Origin of the sequence: Paenibacillus sp. FSL H8-0282 (assembly GCF_037963825.1) — a bacterium.
Lineage (GTDB): Bacteria > Bacillota > Bacilli > Paenibacillales > Paenibacillaceae > Paenibacillus_AQ > Paenibacillus_AQ odorifer.
This window is the reverse complement of the sequence record NZ_CP150146.1, coordinates 4,341,912-4,357,122: the sequence shown is the minus strand read 5'-3', so window position 1 is coordinate 4,357,122 and position 15,211 is coordinate 4,341,912. Positions and strand designations below refer to the sequence as shown.

The 15,211-nt window shown below is 44.7% G+C and carries 16 protein-coding genes; 13 read left to right on the top strand and 3 right to left on the bottom strand.

All coding sequences use genetic code 11. From position 1 onward, the window contains the following. The first annotated feature begins 22 nt into the window (after positions 1-22). The gene (gene hcp, locus NST94_RS18835) at positions 23-1,315 is read left to right on the top strand and encodes a hydroxylamine reductase (protein ID WP_036688774.1); all 1,293 of its coding nucleotides are present in this window, start codon (positions 23-25) and stop codon (positions 1,313-1,315) included. 137 nt (positions 1,316-1,452) lie between these two features. Here the strand turns inward: hcp and NST94_RS18830 are convergent, their stop codons facing one another. Further along, the gene (locus tag NST94_RS18830; RefSeq protein WP_076306915.1) at positions 1,453-2,211 is read right to left on the bottom strand and encodes an SDR family NAD(P)-dependent oxidoreductase; all 759 of its coding nucleotides are present in this window, start codon (positions 2,209-2,211) and stop codon (positions 1,453-1,455) included. Between the two features lie 135 nt (positions 2,212-2,346). Here NST94_RS18830 and NST94_RS18825 point away from each other — a divergent pair, with 135 nt between their 5' ends. From NST94_RS18825 to NST94_RS18785, 9 genes are all read left to right on the top strand, one after another. After that, positions 2,347-2,718 carry a MerR family transcriptional regulator gene (locus tag NST94_RS18825; protein WP_076182898.1) on the top strand — a complete coding sequence of 124 codons (372 nt, stop codon included), beginning with the start codon at positions 2,347-2,349 and terminating at the stop codon, positions 2,716-2,718. A gap of 288 nt (positions 2,719-3,006) precedes the next feature. Then, the gene (locus NST94_RS18820; RefSeq protein WP_076278695.1) at positions 3,007-4,938 is read left to right on the top strand and encodes an AraC family transcriptional regulator; all 1,932 of its coding nucleotides are present in this window, start codon (positions 3,007-3,009) and stop codon (positions 4,936-4,938) included. 413 nt (positions 4,939-5,351) lie between these two features. Continuing rightward, positions 5,352-5,924: a hypothetical protein gene (locus tag NST94_RS18815; RefSeq protein ID WP_339281166.1), complete on the top strand. Its 573-nt coding sequence runs from the start codon at positions 5,352-5,354 to the stop codon at positions 5,922-5,924. Between the two features lie 68 nt (positions 5,925-5,992). Continuing rightward, complete coding sequence (locus tag NST94_RS18810; RefSeq protein ID WP_339281165.1) at positions 5,993-6,610, top strand: hypothetical protein; 618 nt, start codon at positions 5,993-5,995, stop codon at positions 6,608-6,610. Positions 6,611-6,790: 180 nt separating this feature from the next. Continuing rightward, positions 6,791-7,540: a hypothetical protein gene (locus tag NST94_RS18805; RefSeq protein WP_248548583.1), complete on the top strand. Its 750-nt coding sequence runs from the start codon at positions 6,791-6,793 to the stop codon at positions 7,538-7,540. A 37-nt stretch (positions 7,541-7,577) separates the two neighbouring features. Next, on the top strand, positions 7,578-8,144 hold the full coding sequence (locus tag NST94_RS18800; RefSeq protein WP_076127226.1) for a hypothetical protein: 567 nt from the start codon (positions 7,578-7,580) through the stop codon (positions 8,142-8,144). A 63-nt stretch (positions 8,145-8,207) separates the two neighbouring features. Beyond that, positions 8,208-8,759 carry a DUF4303 domain-containing protein gene (locus tag NST94_RS18795; RefSeq protein ID WP_339281164.1) on the top strand — a complete coding sequence of 184 codons (552 nt, stop codon included), beginning with the start codon at positions 8,208-8,210 and terminating at the stop codon, positions 8,757-8,759. A gap of 61 nt (positions 8,760-8,820) precedes the next feature. Continuing rightward, on the top strand, positions 8,821-10,215 hold the full coding sequence (locus tag NST94_RS18790) for a hypothetical protein (RefSeq protein WP_339281163.1): 1,395 nt from the start codon (positions 8,821-8,823) through the stop codon (positions 10,213-10,215). Positions 10,216-10,249: 34 nt separating this feature from the next. Further along, the gene (locus tag NST94_RS18785; RefSeq protein ID WP_339281162.1) at positions 10,250-11,458 is read left to right on the top strand and encodes a hypothetical protein; all 1,209 of its coding nucleotides are present in this window, start codon (positions 10,250-10,252) and stop codon (positions 11,456-11,458) included. Between the two features lie 102 nt (positions 11,459-11,560). Here NST94_RS18785 and NST94_RS18780 read toward each other — a convergent pair whose 3' ends face one another. Together NST94_RS18780 and NST94_RS18775 are read right to left on the bottom strand one after the other, a co-directional pair. Continuing rightward, a complete protein-coding gene (locus NST94_RS18780) occupies positions 11,561-12,034 on the bottom strand; it encodes a hypothetical protein (RefSeq protein ID WP_076127219.1) in 474 nt (157 codons plus the stop codon). Between the two features lie 41 nt (positions 12,035-12,075). Beyond that, positions 12,076-12,246 (bottom strand): hypothetical protein, encoded by a 171-nt coding sequence (locus tag NST94_RS18775; protein WP_339281161.1) that lies wholly within the window; start codon positions 12,244-12,246, stop codon positions 12,076-12,078. 55 nt (positions 12,247-12,301) lie between these two features. Here NST94_RS18775 and NST94_RS18770 point away from each other — a divergent pair, with 55 nt between their 5' ends. The 3 genes from NST94_RS18770 to NST94_RS18760 all read left to right on the top strand — a co-directional run bounded on the left by NST94_RS18770 (position 12,302) and on the right by NST94_RS18760 (position 15,193). Next, the gene (locus NST94_RS18770) at positions 12,302-13,570 is read left to right on the top strand and encodes a hypothetical protein (protein WP_339281160.1); all 1,269 of its coding nucleotides are present in this window, start codon (positions 12,302-12,304) and stop codon (positions 13,568-13,570) included. Positions 13,571-13,858: 288 nt separating this feature from the next. After that, positions 13,859-14,464: a polysaccharide deacetylase gene (locus NST94_RS18765; RefSeq protein WP_339281159.1), complete on the top strand. Its 606-nt coding sequence runs from the start codon at positions 13,859-13,861 to the stop codon at positions 14,462-14,464. A 78-nt stretch (positions 14,465-14,542) separates the two neighbouring features. Next, entirely contained in the window at positions 14,543-15,193 is a 651-nt protein-coding gene (locus NST94_RS18760; RefSeq protein WP_175617280.1) for a polysaccharide deacetylase family protein, read from the top strand. Positions 15,194-15,211 lie beyond the last annotated feature (18 nt).

Genomic DNA, 15,211 nt, shown 5'->3' with positions numbered 1-15,211 from the left:
TCTAGATATGGAGGATAACGATATGTTTTGTTACCAATGTGAACAGACACCGAATGGCGGATGCACCGTTGTAGGGGTATGTGGCAAAAATGAAACCATTGCGAGTTTGCAGGATACGATGATTTTTGCATTAAAAGGAATTGCAGCGTATGCGACACATGCCCGGCAGCTAGGATATAGCGATCCCGAGGTGGATCGTATCACCCACGAAGCTTTGTATATGACGTTGACCAATTCCAACTTTAATACACAGGAACATTTGGAGATGGCGATGAAGGTCGGGGATGCGGCGGTTCGCATCATGGATGTACTGGATCGTGCGCATACGGACCGCTTTGGCATTCCGCAACCGATCACAGTCAGTCAGAACAAAATTGAAGGTCAATGTATTGTTGTAACAGGACATAATTTATATGCGCTGGAGGAATTACTGCGGCAGACAGAGGGGAAAGGCATCAACATTTATACCCACTCAGAAATGCTGCCTGCGCATGGATATCCTGCACTCAAAAAGTATAAACATCTGAAAGGCAACATCGGCAAAGCATGGTATGATCAGCGTAGATTGTTCGAGCAGTTTCCCGGTGCAATTCTTGCTACCACAAACTGTGTAATGCCGATTAAAGGCACGTATGCAGACCGCTTTTTCTCATATGAAGTAGCGGGGCTGGAAGGTGTAGAGAAAATAACGGGCGACGATTTCTCCCCATTAATTAATCGTGCGTTGTCCCTACCTGCGGCTGATGTAGAGTCAGATCTGGTACTTACGACCGGATATCATCATGAAACTGTAATCGGGTTAGCACCAGAGATCATTCAAGCTGTCAAAGACGGGCATATCCGCCGGTTTTTCGTCATTGCTGGCTGTGATGCGCCAGGTACTGGCGGGAATTACTACCGTGAGTTGGCGACTTCCTTACCGAACGATACTGTCATTTTAACGACTTCTTGCGGAAAGTTCCGCTTTAATGACGTAGATTATGGCACCGTTGGAGACACCGGTATTCCGCGTTACATTGACCTTGGGCAATGTAATAATTCCGGTTCTACAGTGAAGATTGCCATGGCTCTGGCTGAGGCATTTGAGTGTACGGTGAACGAGCTGCCTGTCAGCATCGTGCTGTCTTGGTTTGAGCAAAAAGCAGTAGCCATTCTGCTAGGCTTGTTCAGTCTCGGCATTCAGGACATTCGCATCGGACCAAAGCCACCCGAGTTCATTTCACCAGGTGTACTGGATGTTCTGGTAGAGCTTTTTGGATTGAAGCTAATTACTACTGCTGAAGAAGATATGAACGCGATGTTGGCGTTGTCGTAGAGTAAAAATCAAAGGTTGCCGCCCATAAGGGATTGGCAGCCTTTTTTTGATAGGGGATTTAGGTGATACATCATTGTCGAAGCATAGCGATCCGTAATGGATGGTAATGCTTCTTAACTTGCCATTACAAGATGAGCTTATCGCGTGCTCGCCACATAATTATAGAGGGTATCTCTCAACTCGAACTCGTACGTCAAACCATTAACAATCCCCACAACATGATCGTTATCATACAGGTCAAGCATGAATCCAGCCATTTCCTTCGCGGTATGATATTTCGGCACAGTCCCATGATATTCGAATTCGGGGATATCGAAAGAAAGCTTCGCGAATTCTGTTTCTGTTGCGGCAGGTGCTAGCACTTTAGCCTGCATAAGTGCACCTTGACTCTTCAACTCATGAGAGAGTCCTTCAGTAAAGGCACTCACATAGAACTTAGTCGCACAGTACGTAATGGCATTTCCCACAATCGTATAGCCGCCACCGGATGAAACGTTGATTAATTGTGTTCCTTCAACATTGGAATAATCACGAACGAATAGAGAGGAAAGGATCGTCAACGATTCAATGTTCAGATGCAGCATTGCAGAAATTTTATCTAAATCTTGCTTGGCCACTGAAGCGAAATTTCCAAACCCCGCATTGTTGATCCAAGTTTCGATTTCGAACCCTTGTAGATCCTCATAAAGCTTATAAGCATTACTAGAAACGGATAAGTCAGTTACTCGAATAACGACATCTACATCGGGGGAGTTATGATTGATTTCAGATTTTAGCTCCTCCAGTTGCTCCCTTCTGCGGGCTGTAACAATTAAGTTTTTACCGCGAGCCGCAAAGGCTAGAGCGGTTTCATAACCTATACCTGAACTGGCGCCTGTAATTACAGTATATTTCATGTGAATTCCTCCGTTTTTACAAGAATATTTAGTATTTCAACAACGATGTAATCATAAAGCTTAGAGTTTACTCTAAGTCAAATATTTTTTATAATTATGGGGACTCTTAAAATCAACATAGATTCGGGGGCTTGTATGTATACGATCAGCGATGTAGCCAAATTACTAGGGATTACCGCATATACACTGAGATATTATGAAAAGGAAAAAATTATTGCTCCGATGCGGAATGCGAATGGAGAAAGAATATATGATGACTCCAATCTTGCTTGGCTGCGATTTGTGATGAGGTTGAAACAAACCCAAATGCCGATCTCACAAATTAGAGAATATGCGCAGTTATATTTAGAAGGAGAGCATACGGCCCAAGCCCGCTTGAACCTTCTTGAGAATCATAGTAACTCTATACAGAGCCAAATCAGAAACTTAACAGCCACAGAGAAGATGTTGAAAGACAAAATTGCAGCCTACAAAAATTCCCTTGCGAAAGAGACAGGCATTTACTAAGCAGGCGACATAAAAGTATGCCAATGATTAAGATAATTGTGAGATCAAAAAAAGGGCCCTCACGATTCATTGATAGACGCTAGTTCCGCACGTATGTTTGCGGATCAGCGTCTTTTGCTTTTGGGCTAGGCTCCGGCAAAATAGCCGTATGCCTCGCTACTCGCATCCTCGTCTCATTCGGCAACACCTTATTGACAGCGCTAGACGTATTCGTTATTGTGTTTAGAAACATGATTCAATTGAGAATGATTATCTCTTGAGAATTTAAAGGGAGTTTGCGAATCAGTTATGGACGTTCTGAAACTTATACAAATATGGAACCAGGTGATTATGAGTGTGCTGGACGTACGGCTAAAGCAGGCCGGAAACGACAACGATTTGAATCAATACTGTTTGCCGGCAAGCGCATTTTTATTCGCTTTTCAAGGACAAGGCGAGTTGTGGGTTGACGATGAGGTATGGCTGTGCGATCGTTTCCATGTACTGCACGCCGGCAAAGGCTCTCTGGTGACGGTTCGGAGCCGAGAAGCGCTGAATGTATATATCGTACTCTACAAAGCGTTTCTCCCCGCTTCGGCCTCGTGCGAATTTCATATGATGATGGAGGAATCCGACCCGTTTCTGGAAAGCTGGGGGTTCCCGCCTGGCGAACCGCTGGCCATGCTTGAGCTGCTTCAAACGATACGCGACGGTTGGCTTAAATCTGACGACGGATTAACCCGGCTGTCGGCCAAGGGAGACTTTATCCGCTTCGTTCACGCTGTCCTGAGGGAGCGTCTGTTCGGAGCCGGCGAGCCATCTTTATCGGAGCAAGTTATTCGACATTTGTCCAGGAATTATCGCCAGCCGATCTCGTTTGAGGAGCTTGCTCGGCAATTGAATTACAGCCAACAATATATATCGCGAAAATTTAAAGAACAGACAGGGCTCAGTCCGCTGGACTACGTCATTCGTTTCCGAATGGAAGATGCGAAGGCTCTGCTGGCCGGTACGATAGCAACACAACAGGAAATAGCATCACATGTCGGTTATCCGGACCTCATTTATTTCAGCCGCATGTTCAAAAAGCATGCCGGCATGACGCCAGGTCAATATCGTAAACGATACGGCCAGTTCGTTTCAGATTATGCAAGGAATAGGTCACAATCGTCCGTTGTTCTAAGCCGGTCATTAAGCTATCCTTTTTATGTGAGTGATATTGATTATCAATTTCAACAGGATGGGGCGAATAAAATGACTAGAGCAACCCGAAGTTTTTATGCAGTGATGCTGTTATGTTTGACCGTGATGTTAACAGCTTGTGGTGGGTCGGTGAACAACGGAGGCGCAACGAACAGCCAGGTTGCCGTCAGCGCTTCTCCAACCATGATCACTCAAGAGTCAGAGGTTTTGGCATCTTCTGAGATCAAGGTAGTCAAGACCGCTTTCGGCGATGTCGAAGTTCCTGCACACCCTCAGCGCGTAGCGGCAATTTCTTATCTCGGCACCGTACTTGCTCTGGAAGTCCAGCCGATCGCAGCCGAATCGTTCTTGATGTCGAGTCCTTATCTCGAGGGAATGCTGGACGTCGTGACGGATGTAGGCGACTCGTTAGAGAAGCTGCTGGAACTCAATCCGGATTTAATCATAACGCATAATCCACAGCCTGAGGTAGTCGAGAAATATCAGATGATCGCACCTACGGTATCGGTTCCTTACAATCAGTTTGTATCCATTCAGGAAGAAATGCTGTATTTTGGCGAGTTGCTGGATAGACGTGAGGAAGCGGAGAAATGGAACGAACAATTCGAGAAGGAAATTGCAGACATTCGGGAGAAAGTCCAACAAGCCGTTCCCGAAGGAGAGACGCTTTCGATTATGCAAGAGTACGATGGAAACGTGAGCCTTTTTGGTCCGAAATCGGGACGAGGCGGCCGGCTGATGTATGAAATAATGGGGCTGAAGCCGCCGACGACGGTTCCAGAATTTATGCTGAAGGAATCCTACTATGAATTTTCGCTGGAGAAACTTTCGGAGTACATGGGTGATTATTTGATTCTGACGACGGAAGCCAGCTTGGAATCGCTGCAGGCTGATCCAATCTGGGGGTCACTAGAGCCGATTCGCAACAATCGGGTATTTTTATGGACGGAGAACCAATCCTGGTACCGCGACCCAATCGCCGTGAAAAGACAAATCAACGATTTGACCGACTGGATCATCGAGGCAGCGAGTCGGTAACTGCCTAGAGTACGGATTGATCGAACAACGGTAATATAAAATCAGAACTTGCCGTAACAGCCAGCGCGCTGAACCGTACCATAAGTGACGACAGGGAATTTTTGAGCGGTAAGTTGGAGAGTGTTGTAAGGATGTGAAATAGCTCGACAGAGGGTGTCCCAAACGTCATAAAATGGCGGAGGGATACCCTCCTTTTTTTAAGAGCGGAGTGGGGAAGGGACTAGAGATTGTGCTGAACGGTCAAGGTTATAACTCTTTCTGTGCAAAGGTTATTTCTAAAATCCAGGTGAAAAGTAGGTAGACTCAGGACAAGCGATCACTATAATGGAAATATGAGACATTCATAGAACCGATCAATAGGATATAAATAAGAATCCGGCTGAGTAAAAAAAACGATTAGAGGAGGCCATCTCGTGGGAAGATCATTCGCAAATTTGCATATCAAGTCGAATAACCTTGAGAAGACTGTCGAAGCATTAAGAGAGCTAAGCGAAGGGCATGCCAAAGTATTAGGCAAGAAAAATCATGAAGCTCCAGAGAGCAAGGTTGTCATGTATGTAAGCAAAAGCAACGAAAACTGGATCAGCGTGCTCCACGATTATTTTGTATGGGGTACGGTGAAGAAGGCCGGTAAAACGTTGTCCCAGCTTACCGGGGAGCCAGTGATGACCGCCGGATATATGGATGAGGAAATATTCGAGTTGTCGTTGTTCGAGAATGGAGACATTCAAGCCGAAAAGATCTTTTGTGAGCAGTGGACGAGGGATGAATATGAACAACTCCGGGAAGAGCGTCTCAATGATGACTACCTGCGAAAAGCGTTGGATATCCGTAATGAGGATTTTGACGGCTTCATTGACATAACGAGTCCGGGACAAGCCGTAGATAAGCTGTCAGAACTCGTAAGCATGTCTTTATGGAGTGATTGGGAGTGGATCCCGTACGAAGAAACTCTCAGAAAACGGTTTGTGAAATATGAATTTTGAAAGTACACGAGCAAATGGCTAAGGACATCTGAGATGACATTTTAGTACATGGCGGTGAGCGAAAAGAAATGGATAAATTAAAGAACAGCGGATTTTATAAACTTAGATTCTTCATCAGGCCGGAAGAGTTTGAAAGCGTTTTGAAGCGTTTTGAACAAAAGCAAGCGCAATTTCATCTAACCAATTATGACCAGACAGAGCATGATCTGAATCAGGTGTATGAGGCGTATCAGACCTTTTATTATTATTTTACGACAGAAGAAAAAAGGAATGAGGGTCTCCCTTTCTTTGTTTATTCTATTTCTGTTGCGTCTGATAATGAAAGCTCTGGATTTTTCGCGAGAAATGAAGGTGTCTATTTTCCATATTACGGACAATGGGCAGAGGATGAACTGCCGTGTATCTTGCTATCATTTCCTAAAGGCTTTCAAATAGATTTGGAAGATGAAAAAGGGAAGTATTATATCTATGAGGATATTCGGGACCATAAGCCGTTAACATATACGTTTTTCGATGAAATAACGGGTGCTATTAAAAAAATGACAAAGCCGCTTCGCTTCTCGGCGCATGATGCAGATGCTATGAAGGAGCAAAAGCCTTCTGTGCGTATAAGCCATGGTGCGATTCAAGATTTGAGCAAATCGTGGATTTTCAATAAATATGGGCTTGTGACGGGTGGCAAATAGTTCAGGGCAAATTACACCGAGGCATTGGCCAAGCTGGAGAATTCAAAAATTGGGGATTGATATGTTGCACTCTCTAAAATTTCAGTATTATCTTGGATAAAAAAGCTGCTCAACCTGCAATATTTTATAGAATTCTCTTATCTGGAAGAGTTGCATGTTGGGGCAGCAGGAGGAGTATTTATGTACATCGTATCTCGGCCAAAACCGCTGTCTGATGGTCAAAACCAAGCACTTGCAAAGGAAGACGCCACTGTTTATCCACCGGGCTACCTCCGGTTTTTGCGGCGATTCGGCGAAGGGACTTACAGAGGGTGGCTGAATGTTCAGTTTCCGGATGCGGAGGTGCTCAAACCTTTTGCAGAATACGGATTATGGGAGCATGACGAGTATAGCCCCATTACTGAACAACAGATCGGTGAGTGTATCGTTATAGGTACAACGGTGGACGGAGATTTTCTGGCAATACATCCCCAGACAGCTGGGCTGCTTTGGCTACCTCGGCATGCGGAGCACGTAAAGGCGATTTCCCTGCAGGCAGGGGAGCAGGAAGACGAAGGGTTGTACGCCTTGGTGCTGGACGAAATTTATCGTCAGGTGTATGGAATCAGTCAAGGGGAGAGCGTCTATTATGAACCGTGGACGGGCACTCGCAGCCATCGCTTTTTGCGTTTGCCACAAGGGCAGGACCAGCTTACGCTACCCGAACTGGCTGGATTGTGCCAACATGAATTCCCACCGGATTTGTTTATTGAGAATGCCTATGTTTGTTTCCTGTTCTACCGGCAGCTGGGAGGATATGTACGGTTGAATTATGCCTACCAGCAAGAGGTGGCCATCTTCTATGAACAGGATATGGGGCAGGCGTTTGCCGTAATGGAGCAGTGGCTCTTGTCGAAAGGCTGCGAAGCGATTTCAGAAAATAACAGCTAATCTGGGTGCTCCGTAAGTCTGGGAGAGGGAGGTATGCATGAAACTAGTTTTTACTTTGGATACACATGGAACGTGTGTGGGTCAATTGAGAGATGAACTGCTGCCCTTAGAGGAATTAGCAAATACATGGGAGTTTCCCTATGATATCTTTTTTGTGTTGCGTGTTTTACCTGAAGGTTATGGCCGAAAAACATCCAGACGGTTTGATAGCAGGGATCATACCCTCGAATTAGATATCAGCATAAGTTATGAGCAGTACCAACGGATGTCCAAGCATGAACAACGTGAGGGATTAGGTATTCACCTTTTTAACTATTTGTCAGAGTCAGTTGCTAAATATAATAAGCATGCAGTTAAGGAAAACCAAAATCAACTACTGGACCTAGTGAAAAAATGGATGCTCGAAAACAATTGGCTAAATGGAAAGTTAAATCAAGCACGGGACCTACTTTCGCAAGACATGGATCTTTATGAAGTCAGCCAGAAATTGCAGATGCCATTAGAAGAGATTGAGTATATCCTTCTCCGTATGAATGACTATGAGCCAACTGATGTTCATCCTGATAACCTTGTAGTAGAAAAAGCACCGCCATATCATTTCTAGAAGGCTGGAGCAAATAGAAGACATCCTGCCTGAACGGATCCACTAACGGAAAGGAGGAAGCCGATGCAAGAAATAGAGAGGCTGGCGATAGAGATCGCCGATGCTGCTAGAACGTCTTTTCGCGCTCTTTTTGAAAATGGCGAACGTTACTATTACTGTACCCTTTACACTACTGGCGAGGGACATGCGCCAAGTATCTCCGCCTGGTCGTGGGAAGCTTTGGAGGTAGAAGCAGCCAGGCAAGGCGTCGAAAGTGACACACCGGCATCGACGATTGCGGAACTTATCAAATGGTCTTATGCGGATTCGCCCTATTGTTGTTTCGGCGATGAGAACTTTGATAATGTTAAACAACGATTTACCGATCGTTCTTTCATTGCGGTTCTTGAGGATGACGAAGGGAATCGCAAGTTTGATTTGAGGCTGAAGGCCATGGAGCTGGCGATGAAAATGCTCGATGATGAAGGTGTGTTTGCCTTGAATCAACTGCGAGAGTCAGTATGCGTCCTTGTCGAAGTCATGCCGCCGGATGAGGTCAATACTGAAATCGCCCTCCGTTTGAATCGGGCAGAATCTCCAGCTATGCAAGTATGGTTGGCGGAAGCGGCGGAGTAGAAGCCTCCGCTTTCGGAAATCGTCTACTATATTCGGATTTAAAATGAAGGGAAAATAATTTATGAGCAATCTTTTTCGATTCATTCCTATTAGCCAACTAGCAGATAAATTTCCTGAAGGATCTTGGTGGGCGAAGTTTTACCAAGATTTTAGTGACGAGCAACTTGCCGCTTACTATGAAGGGGATTTGACGCTGCCTTCTCTTAATCTAGATTGGGAGCAACCTTTCCCGCAACAAAAAGAGGTAATCATCATTTTTATAGAAGGAAATTTTACTGTAGACAATCTTTATAATAAAGAAACGGATGGTGCCATAGGGCTTTTGGTGACCGGTAATATGAGTGCGAAAAATATAGCTGTAGGCGGTCAGGAAATTTATGTTTCGGGCAACCTGATGATTGAGGAAATATTATGCGGCTCCTACAATCATGGGGAAACGATTGTTAAAGGTGATCTCAGCGCTGCGGTTTTGGTTCAGGATGACGAGTACAGTTTCAAAGTGGACGGACATAAATCGATCGCCTGCTTAGTAAATGTGTGGGAGGGGGACGGCGTATTTCAGGAGCTTCCGGTAGACATTCATGAAGTGTTGATTGATGAAGTTTTTTTGGATATGGAAGAGGATGAGGAGGACTTTTCCTTTGGCACACTGGTGAACGTAATTAAAGAAGGCCGTTCTGCTCTAAAAAAAATAAAGGAATCCCCCGCTAGCAAGAAAGCTGTTCATTTATATTTCACCCATAACACAATCAATGAAGAAAATATATTGAAGTTGACGCAGTGTATTTTAATGCCAAGTGATAAGCCTTCTTTTAATTTTCGGGAGCAAGACGTTTTTTTCAAAGTTCAACTGGAGCATATTGATGCTGACGGGGATGAGCGGGATCTTAGCGTTTATATGAATGATAACCGGCATCACTATTATATTTGGCTTGAGCAAGATCATTCTGTCGGTTTGTTGAAGAGAACCATAGAAGAAGGGTCTGAGTGGGAGGACATTACAGAAGAGTCTCAGGAACAACTAGCAGAGATTAGCGATTGCTGGACGATGTTGCTGACCTGCGTTAATATGGCTGAGCTTTATCTACGAAACATTGAGGTACAGTATGTGCAAGACATTTTGCAACACACTGTAATTCGGGAATTATATTCGGAAGTGGAGGATAATGGCGGGTTCTGGGACGGCTCTAAATGTTACAGCTTCCGTCAAACGCATACGGACGAGGACGGAGACCTCCTACATGGTCGGATTGAAATCAGGACTCCAGATGAAGCGTATTATTTTTATACAGTGGACAATGGAACTTATGTTTCCCGGCATTATCAGCCGCCCGATCAATATGGCAAGCAGGACATGTCCTATTTGGATCTTAGGCGCTGGGAAGCATCAGAGCGGTATTTTACAAGATTCAAACAATTTATTACAGAGAAGATAGAGTCAGGTGTGAATAGTTAGATCTTGATATGCATTAGAGGAAAGGATGATAGAAATGCCAAGTGATAGCCAAGCTGGTCCTTCAGCTGGTTCTGTTAGAGAAGTTGGTAGTTATCCTATCAACCTGACAGGTCCACGTAGTCATACTCTTGTCCTTAAGCCCGGTGTGGGCAGTCTATCCATGGGTCCGTCGCAATTGGGGAAAAAGGTTGACCTTCATGTCGCGTCTGATGCGCCTATCGATTGGACCGTATTCGATGTCTTTGCCACACCGGCTGGCTCTCCCTGGCCGCGATTTCTGCATTATACAGGCAGTGATTCAAGCTTCTTTGACTGGGCACAGAAACGTCCCATTGAAGAGATGACATGGACTCCGATCCTGTCTGCAGACACGGTGGCGGACGCCAGTCAGTCCAATTTGCATGGCTTGCATGTCGAGTTGGAAGCATCCGGGAGGTCCCTTAGCCTAATACTTCCGAAGCAGCCTTTCCGCCTGAGTGTGTCCGGCGATCTATCACGCTTCTCGGCCACAGGTGATATGCCATCTTCTCTTACACTAGCACCGCGCACCGGCCGACGTAAGAATGATCCCCCTTTTTTGCTGCCCGATATGGGGGAGCTGCACCAGGTAACGAGCTTGACGCTACATAACGCACCGCTGGGACAGCCCATCTCGCTAGAGTGTCTAAACCGGTACCCAAACCTTAAATCACTGAGTTTGTGGGGAAACTTCTGCCACCTGAATTTATTAGCTCATCATACCCAGTTAACGAATCTGGAGCTGCGCTTCATGCCTGATCTGGGGGACTTGCCGACCTTGAACGAGTGGCCGTTGCTTGACAGATTCATCGCCTACAATGTCGAAGAAAGCGCTGGCAAGCGTATAAAAAAGCAAATGAAAACTCGCGCTGAAACCCGTCCTTGGACCGACCATGCTTCAGTGAGCCAATTACGAAAGCCAGAGTGGTGGACGACCGAGTTTGGCCGCCCATTCTCCTCCTGGGCTAAACGTCTAGCCAAGCTGGCTAATGAAGCTTACAACGTTGCACAGGTAACCTTGTCCGAAGCCCGTAGCTTTGCTGAAGCCGAGGCCGCCATTACCGCTTTCACCGTGCGCTTCAACAATCTTAAGGGCATCGAAACCACCGAACGAGAAGACCTTGGTGAAGCGGTATGGCAACTTAGCCAGTCTGACCACCTGATTGGCCAGCCTATCACAGAGGAGATGGCTCAACGCTGGTTCGATGCAGCACGCGATTACTAAATGAATTGAAAGTCACACCCCTAGAATAGAAATCGGAATGACCCAGAGGTTTGTCCAATGTCTATTCTAAGGGGTGCACTTCACTATACTGACGGGGTTTTGTTATACGATCATCCCCATTTCTCGGAGTCTATCTTTAATTTTCTTTAAACGAGCTTCTTTTTCGGTGTCTTCAGTTAATACCTCTACAGATGTTTCGTTATACTTCTTAATGATCCTCTTTAAAGTTAATTCTTTCATTTCCTTTTTACTGTGGATGGTAACATGAGGGACAGCTGTATAGGTTTCTATAGTCTTGGGATCTGCAGAAATTCGTTCTAGTAAACTAAGTAGAAGCACCAGTCTTTGCTGGCCCAACCTCGGAACTTGGTATAGTTTTTTCCATGTGGAATTGAATAGATGTTCAAGATCTGTATATCCCTTCGAGTATAGAGCATTTATGAGGCCTGTTAAATTTGGACCCCGTTCTTCTGCATGCGCCACAGCAACAATACAAGCAATATTCTTAGAATAAAGATGCGCCGGAAGTGGAAAAAAATGTATTAATGCCGCATTTCCGTCGATGATGTCAATCATGATGATATACCTCCATTAAAATATGTGTTCACTATACACGTTTAGTATTCTGGCAAGGTCTGAGTCAGCAGGGTGAATTTTCCTGACTTGTCCAATCGATTAATACACTCTGCATTATTAAACCCCAAGCTACTGATCATTTTCTGAACACCAGCAAAACCCGTTACATAAGATCGTAGAATATATAGGAGATATGATTCGCTGCGCTTCATAATCATTGCTAAGTAATGATATGATATAGGTATCAATTTTGTGGGGTGCACTGATATGGATTTCCGAATCAAAGAACTAGTTAATGCTACACAGCAAACCTATGGACTGGACAACTACTATTTACATACAAATGAAATTTATCGCGAAGTTACGATGCTGGGAGAAACCGGCTATTTGCTTAGTATGGAATGGTTTCCTTCTCACATTAAGGAATGGAAGGAAGATTATAATCCGGAAGGAACTGCAGTCATTACGCTTGACTTGCTATCCAATAACTATAAAAGTGTTATTTTTGTTGGAGGGAAATCTTATGCAAATCGAACACCGTTCCAAAACATTGAATTAAATGGCGTTATTCAGTGGATGGTAGCTGAAGTAGGGCTTGAATATGGTAAACAATTCTACCTAGTGAAGGAAGAAAGAGGAGAATATCATTTTGCTGAATGTATAGACGGTATACCTATCTCTCCCGGCGGGCGAATGGAGTTACGCTTCGATGCGGAAGGTAGGATTATTTTTTATAGTGTCTATGGCCAGTTTCCTTCCAGTTCCCTTGTGCAAAAAGAGGATTATTCTCTCACGCTTCAAGCGGTAGAGCTACTGGCTAAAAACCAACTACAGCTTATAGAATATCCAGTGTACGAGATGAAGCATCTCCTGCCGATCTATGGGATAGAAGAAATCTACATTACAAATGATGGAACAACCACAATTCCATTTGAGATGATATCAGGAACGAGAGCACGACTGAATATTGATCAAGTAATGCAGTGGGAGCAAGCGGACACGAAACAGTTCGCAAGGACGGAGATCCGTCTGCAAGAAGTGGTTACAATCGAACAGGCAATAGCACGTGAGCCGCATCCAGATTCATTTTCAATCACAGACATAGAACAAGCCCAATGTATAACCGCAGTCGAAATTGGTTTAAGCCAGCTCTATCCGGAAGAATCCGGACAATGGATATTGAAGACTTTACATCGGGAAAGAGGACATATTCAAGCGACATTGAGGAAGAATGTATCAAGTAATCGTATTTTTCAGCGTAAGCTCCTTCTGTTCATCGATACGAACAATTATAAGGTTATAAATTATATGGATAACAAGCTAATGCTCGATACGTTTGATGAATTCAAGAGTGAAGGGAAAATTGCTGTGAGCCATGACGAAGCTTATGACAAGCTCAAGGGATGGTTCGAATTAACACCCGTATATGTGTATGATCCTGGGCAGAAGAGGTATGTGCTGTGCGGAAAGCTGGATTGTGATTATGCCGTGAAGGCCACCAGCGGAGATGTGGTAGAGTTGGGTAGTTTGGAATGATAGTGAAACCAGATTGATTTAGTCAAAAAGATAACATCCGAAACTCATGTCCAAGAGACATGGGTTTTGCTTTATGTAGTTGGATTTTCTTGCAGAAGTTGTCTAATTTAAGACTTACTAAATTTTGTTTTTTTTTAGGTCAGAAAGTTTTTTTAACTAGATGCCAAAAATTTAGATTTACACGCAGAGAAATTCCGGTGAATAGCGTCAAATAGAAGTAGACGTTAGGAAAAAAGAAAGTTTCGTTAGGTACAATGGATGAAATGAGAGACAATAACCGTTTTAAGGATGGTGAAAAAGTTGGGTTTCAAAATACGTAAAAACACGGTGCAGTCTGTCTGGATGATGTGGGAAAAAGCTTTTGCGTTGCTTTCACATTTTCGAGGATCGCATAAGTCACGCTTTGGTATATGTACCGTGATGCTAAAAAAGCACCGGGGACAGCCTATTGTATGCCAAGACGCCACGGTCATCAATCAGGGAGAGTGGGTGGGAGAACTCCACCTCGACAATGAAAGAATCCTGAAGTTGATCCGGTCCGAAGGATCGGATCGTGCCGCACTGCAAACGGCTCGCATGCTGCGCAAATCAATGCAGCAAATCAACGAAGCCTTCGAATCGCAGTCCGAGTTCAGGCAGGTCAAGGCTTTATTGGGGATTACACTGCTCCATCGGGGATTAACGCACGGACTTGGCTTTGAACAACAAAATATAAAGTCCGGCGTTTTCGAACGCATCACCACCATCTATCTTCGATTGCTGCTGTCTGCCATGCATCCTGAAGGGAGACAAAGAATCAATCGGCGAACAGAGCAACTGGTCCCGATGTTACTGATCCATTCACGCGCCTCACTGAAAAATCGATTTTCACCCGGACAGAACTACTCTGGATAGGTCTTATGCTTGTTATAAGGAGGTGTAATCATACTTACATATCTGATAGGAGGAATACTATGTGCCGCTACTCTTTACATGTTTATTCCAAGTTTGATTACGCGAGTGAGCGGCTTTGGTGTTTTTCGCAAAGGAACGGTAGAAAAACAGGTGGCATTCACTTTTGATGATGGGCCACATCCGAAATATACGCCGGAATTGCTGGATTTATTGAAGTTACATCAAGTGAAGGCTACTTTTTTCGTGCTTGGAGCGCGAGCGGAGCAGTATCCAGATCTGATCAGAAGGATGGATCGGGAAGGCCATCAGATTGGCATCCATAATTACTGCCATACCTCTAATTGGCTGATGCTGCCCAGTACGATTAGGCGAGAACATCTGGAACGCTCCGCTGATATTATAGAGTCTATTGTCGGAATCAGACCCAATCATTACCGTCCACCCTGGGGATTAATCAATCTATTTGATTTCTTTCGGCACAAGCAGTATCGAATTGTTCTATGGTCGCTGAAGGCGAGTGACTGGAACATCCGGGCCTGTCAAACCCGGATGCAGGCCATTTTATTAGGTGGAATCACCGATGGCTCCGTTGTTTTACTTCACGACAGCGGAGAGACTGCGGGCGCGGACCGGCATGCTCCTTATTTTATGCTGCAAGCTTTAGAAGAAGTGCTAAACCAACTACAGGCAAGAAACTTGCAATTTGTTCGGCTTGATGAAATGTCTTGACGTATTCCAGTGATTTGT

Excerpts from the sequence above, each read along its gene's own strand:
- hcp (WP_036688774.1), top strand. The coding sequence starts at position 23 with ATGTTTTGTTACCAATGTGAACAGACACCGAATGGCGGATGCACCGTT.
- NST94_RS18830 (WP_076306915.1), bottom strand. The coding sequence starts at position 2,211 with ATGAAATATACTGTAATTACAGGCGCCAGTTCAGGTATAGGTTATGAA.
- NST94_RS18825 (WP_076182898.1), top strand. The coding sequence starts at position 2,347 with ATGTATACGATCAGCGATGTAGCCAAATTACTAGGGATTACCGCATAT.
- NST94_RS18820 (WP_076278695.1), top strand. The coding sequence starts at position 3,007 with ATGGACGTTCTGAAACTTATACAAATATGGAACCAGGTGATTATGAGT.
- NST94_RS18810 (WP_339281165.1), top strand. The coding sequence starts at position 5,993 with ATGGATAAATTAAAGAACAGCGGATTTTATAAACTTAGATTCTTCATC.
- NST94_RS18805 (WP_248548583.1), top strand. The coding sequence starts at position 6,791 with ATGTACATCGTATCTCGGCCAAAACCGCTGTCTGATGGTCAAAACCAA.
- NST94_RS18800 (WP_076127226.1), top strand. The coding sequence starts at position 7,578 with ATGAAACTAGTTTTTACTTTGGATACACATGGAACGTGTGTGGGTCAA.
- NST94_RS18795 (WP_339281164.1), top strand. The coding sequence starts at position 8,208 with ATGCAAGAAATAGAGAGGCTGGCGATAGAGATCGCCGATGCTGCTAGA.
- NST94_RS18790 (WP_339281163.1), top strand. The coding sequence starts at position 8,821 with ATGAGCAATCTTTTTCGATTCATTCCTATTAGCCAACTAGCAGATAAA.
- NST94_RS18785 (WP_339281162.1), top strand. The coding sequence starts at position 10,250 with ATGCCAAGTGATAGCCAAGCTGGTCCTTCAGCTGGTTCTGTTAGAGAA.
- NST94_RS18780 (WP_076127219.1), bottom strand. The coding sequence starts at position 12,034 with ATGATTGACATCATCGACGGAAATGCGGCATTAATACATTTTTTTCCA.
- NST94_RS18775 (WP_339281161.1), bottom strand. The coding sequence starts at position 12,246 with ATGAAGCGCAGCGAATCATATCTCCTATATATTCTACGATCTTATGTA.
- NST94_RS18770 (WP_339281160.1), top strand. The coding sequence starts at position 12,302 with ATGGATTTCCGAATCAAAGAACTAGTTAATGCTACACAGCAAACCTAT.
- NST94_RS18765 (WP_339281159.1), top strand. The coding sequence starts at position 13,859 with ATGGTGAAAAAGTTGGGTTTCAAAATACGTAAAAACACGGTGCAGTCT.
- NST94_RS18760 (WP_175617280.1), top strand. The coding sequence starts at position 14,543 with ATGTTTATTCCAAGTTTGATTACGCGAGTGAGCGGCTTTGGTGTTTTT.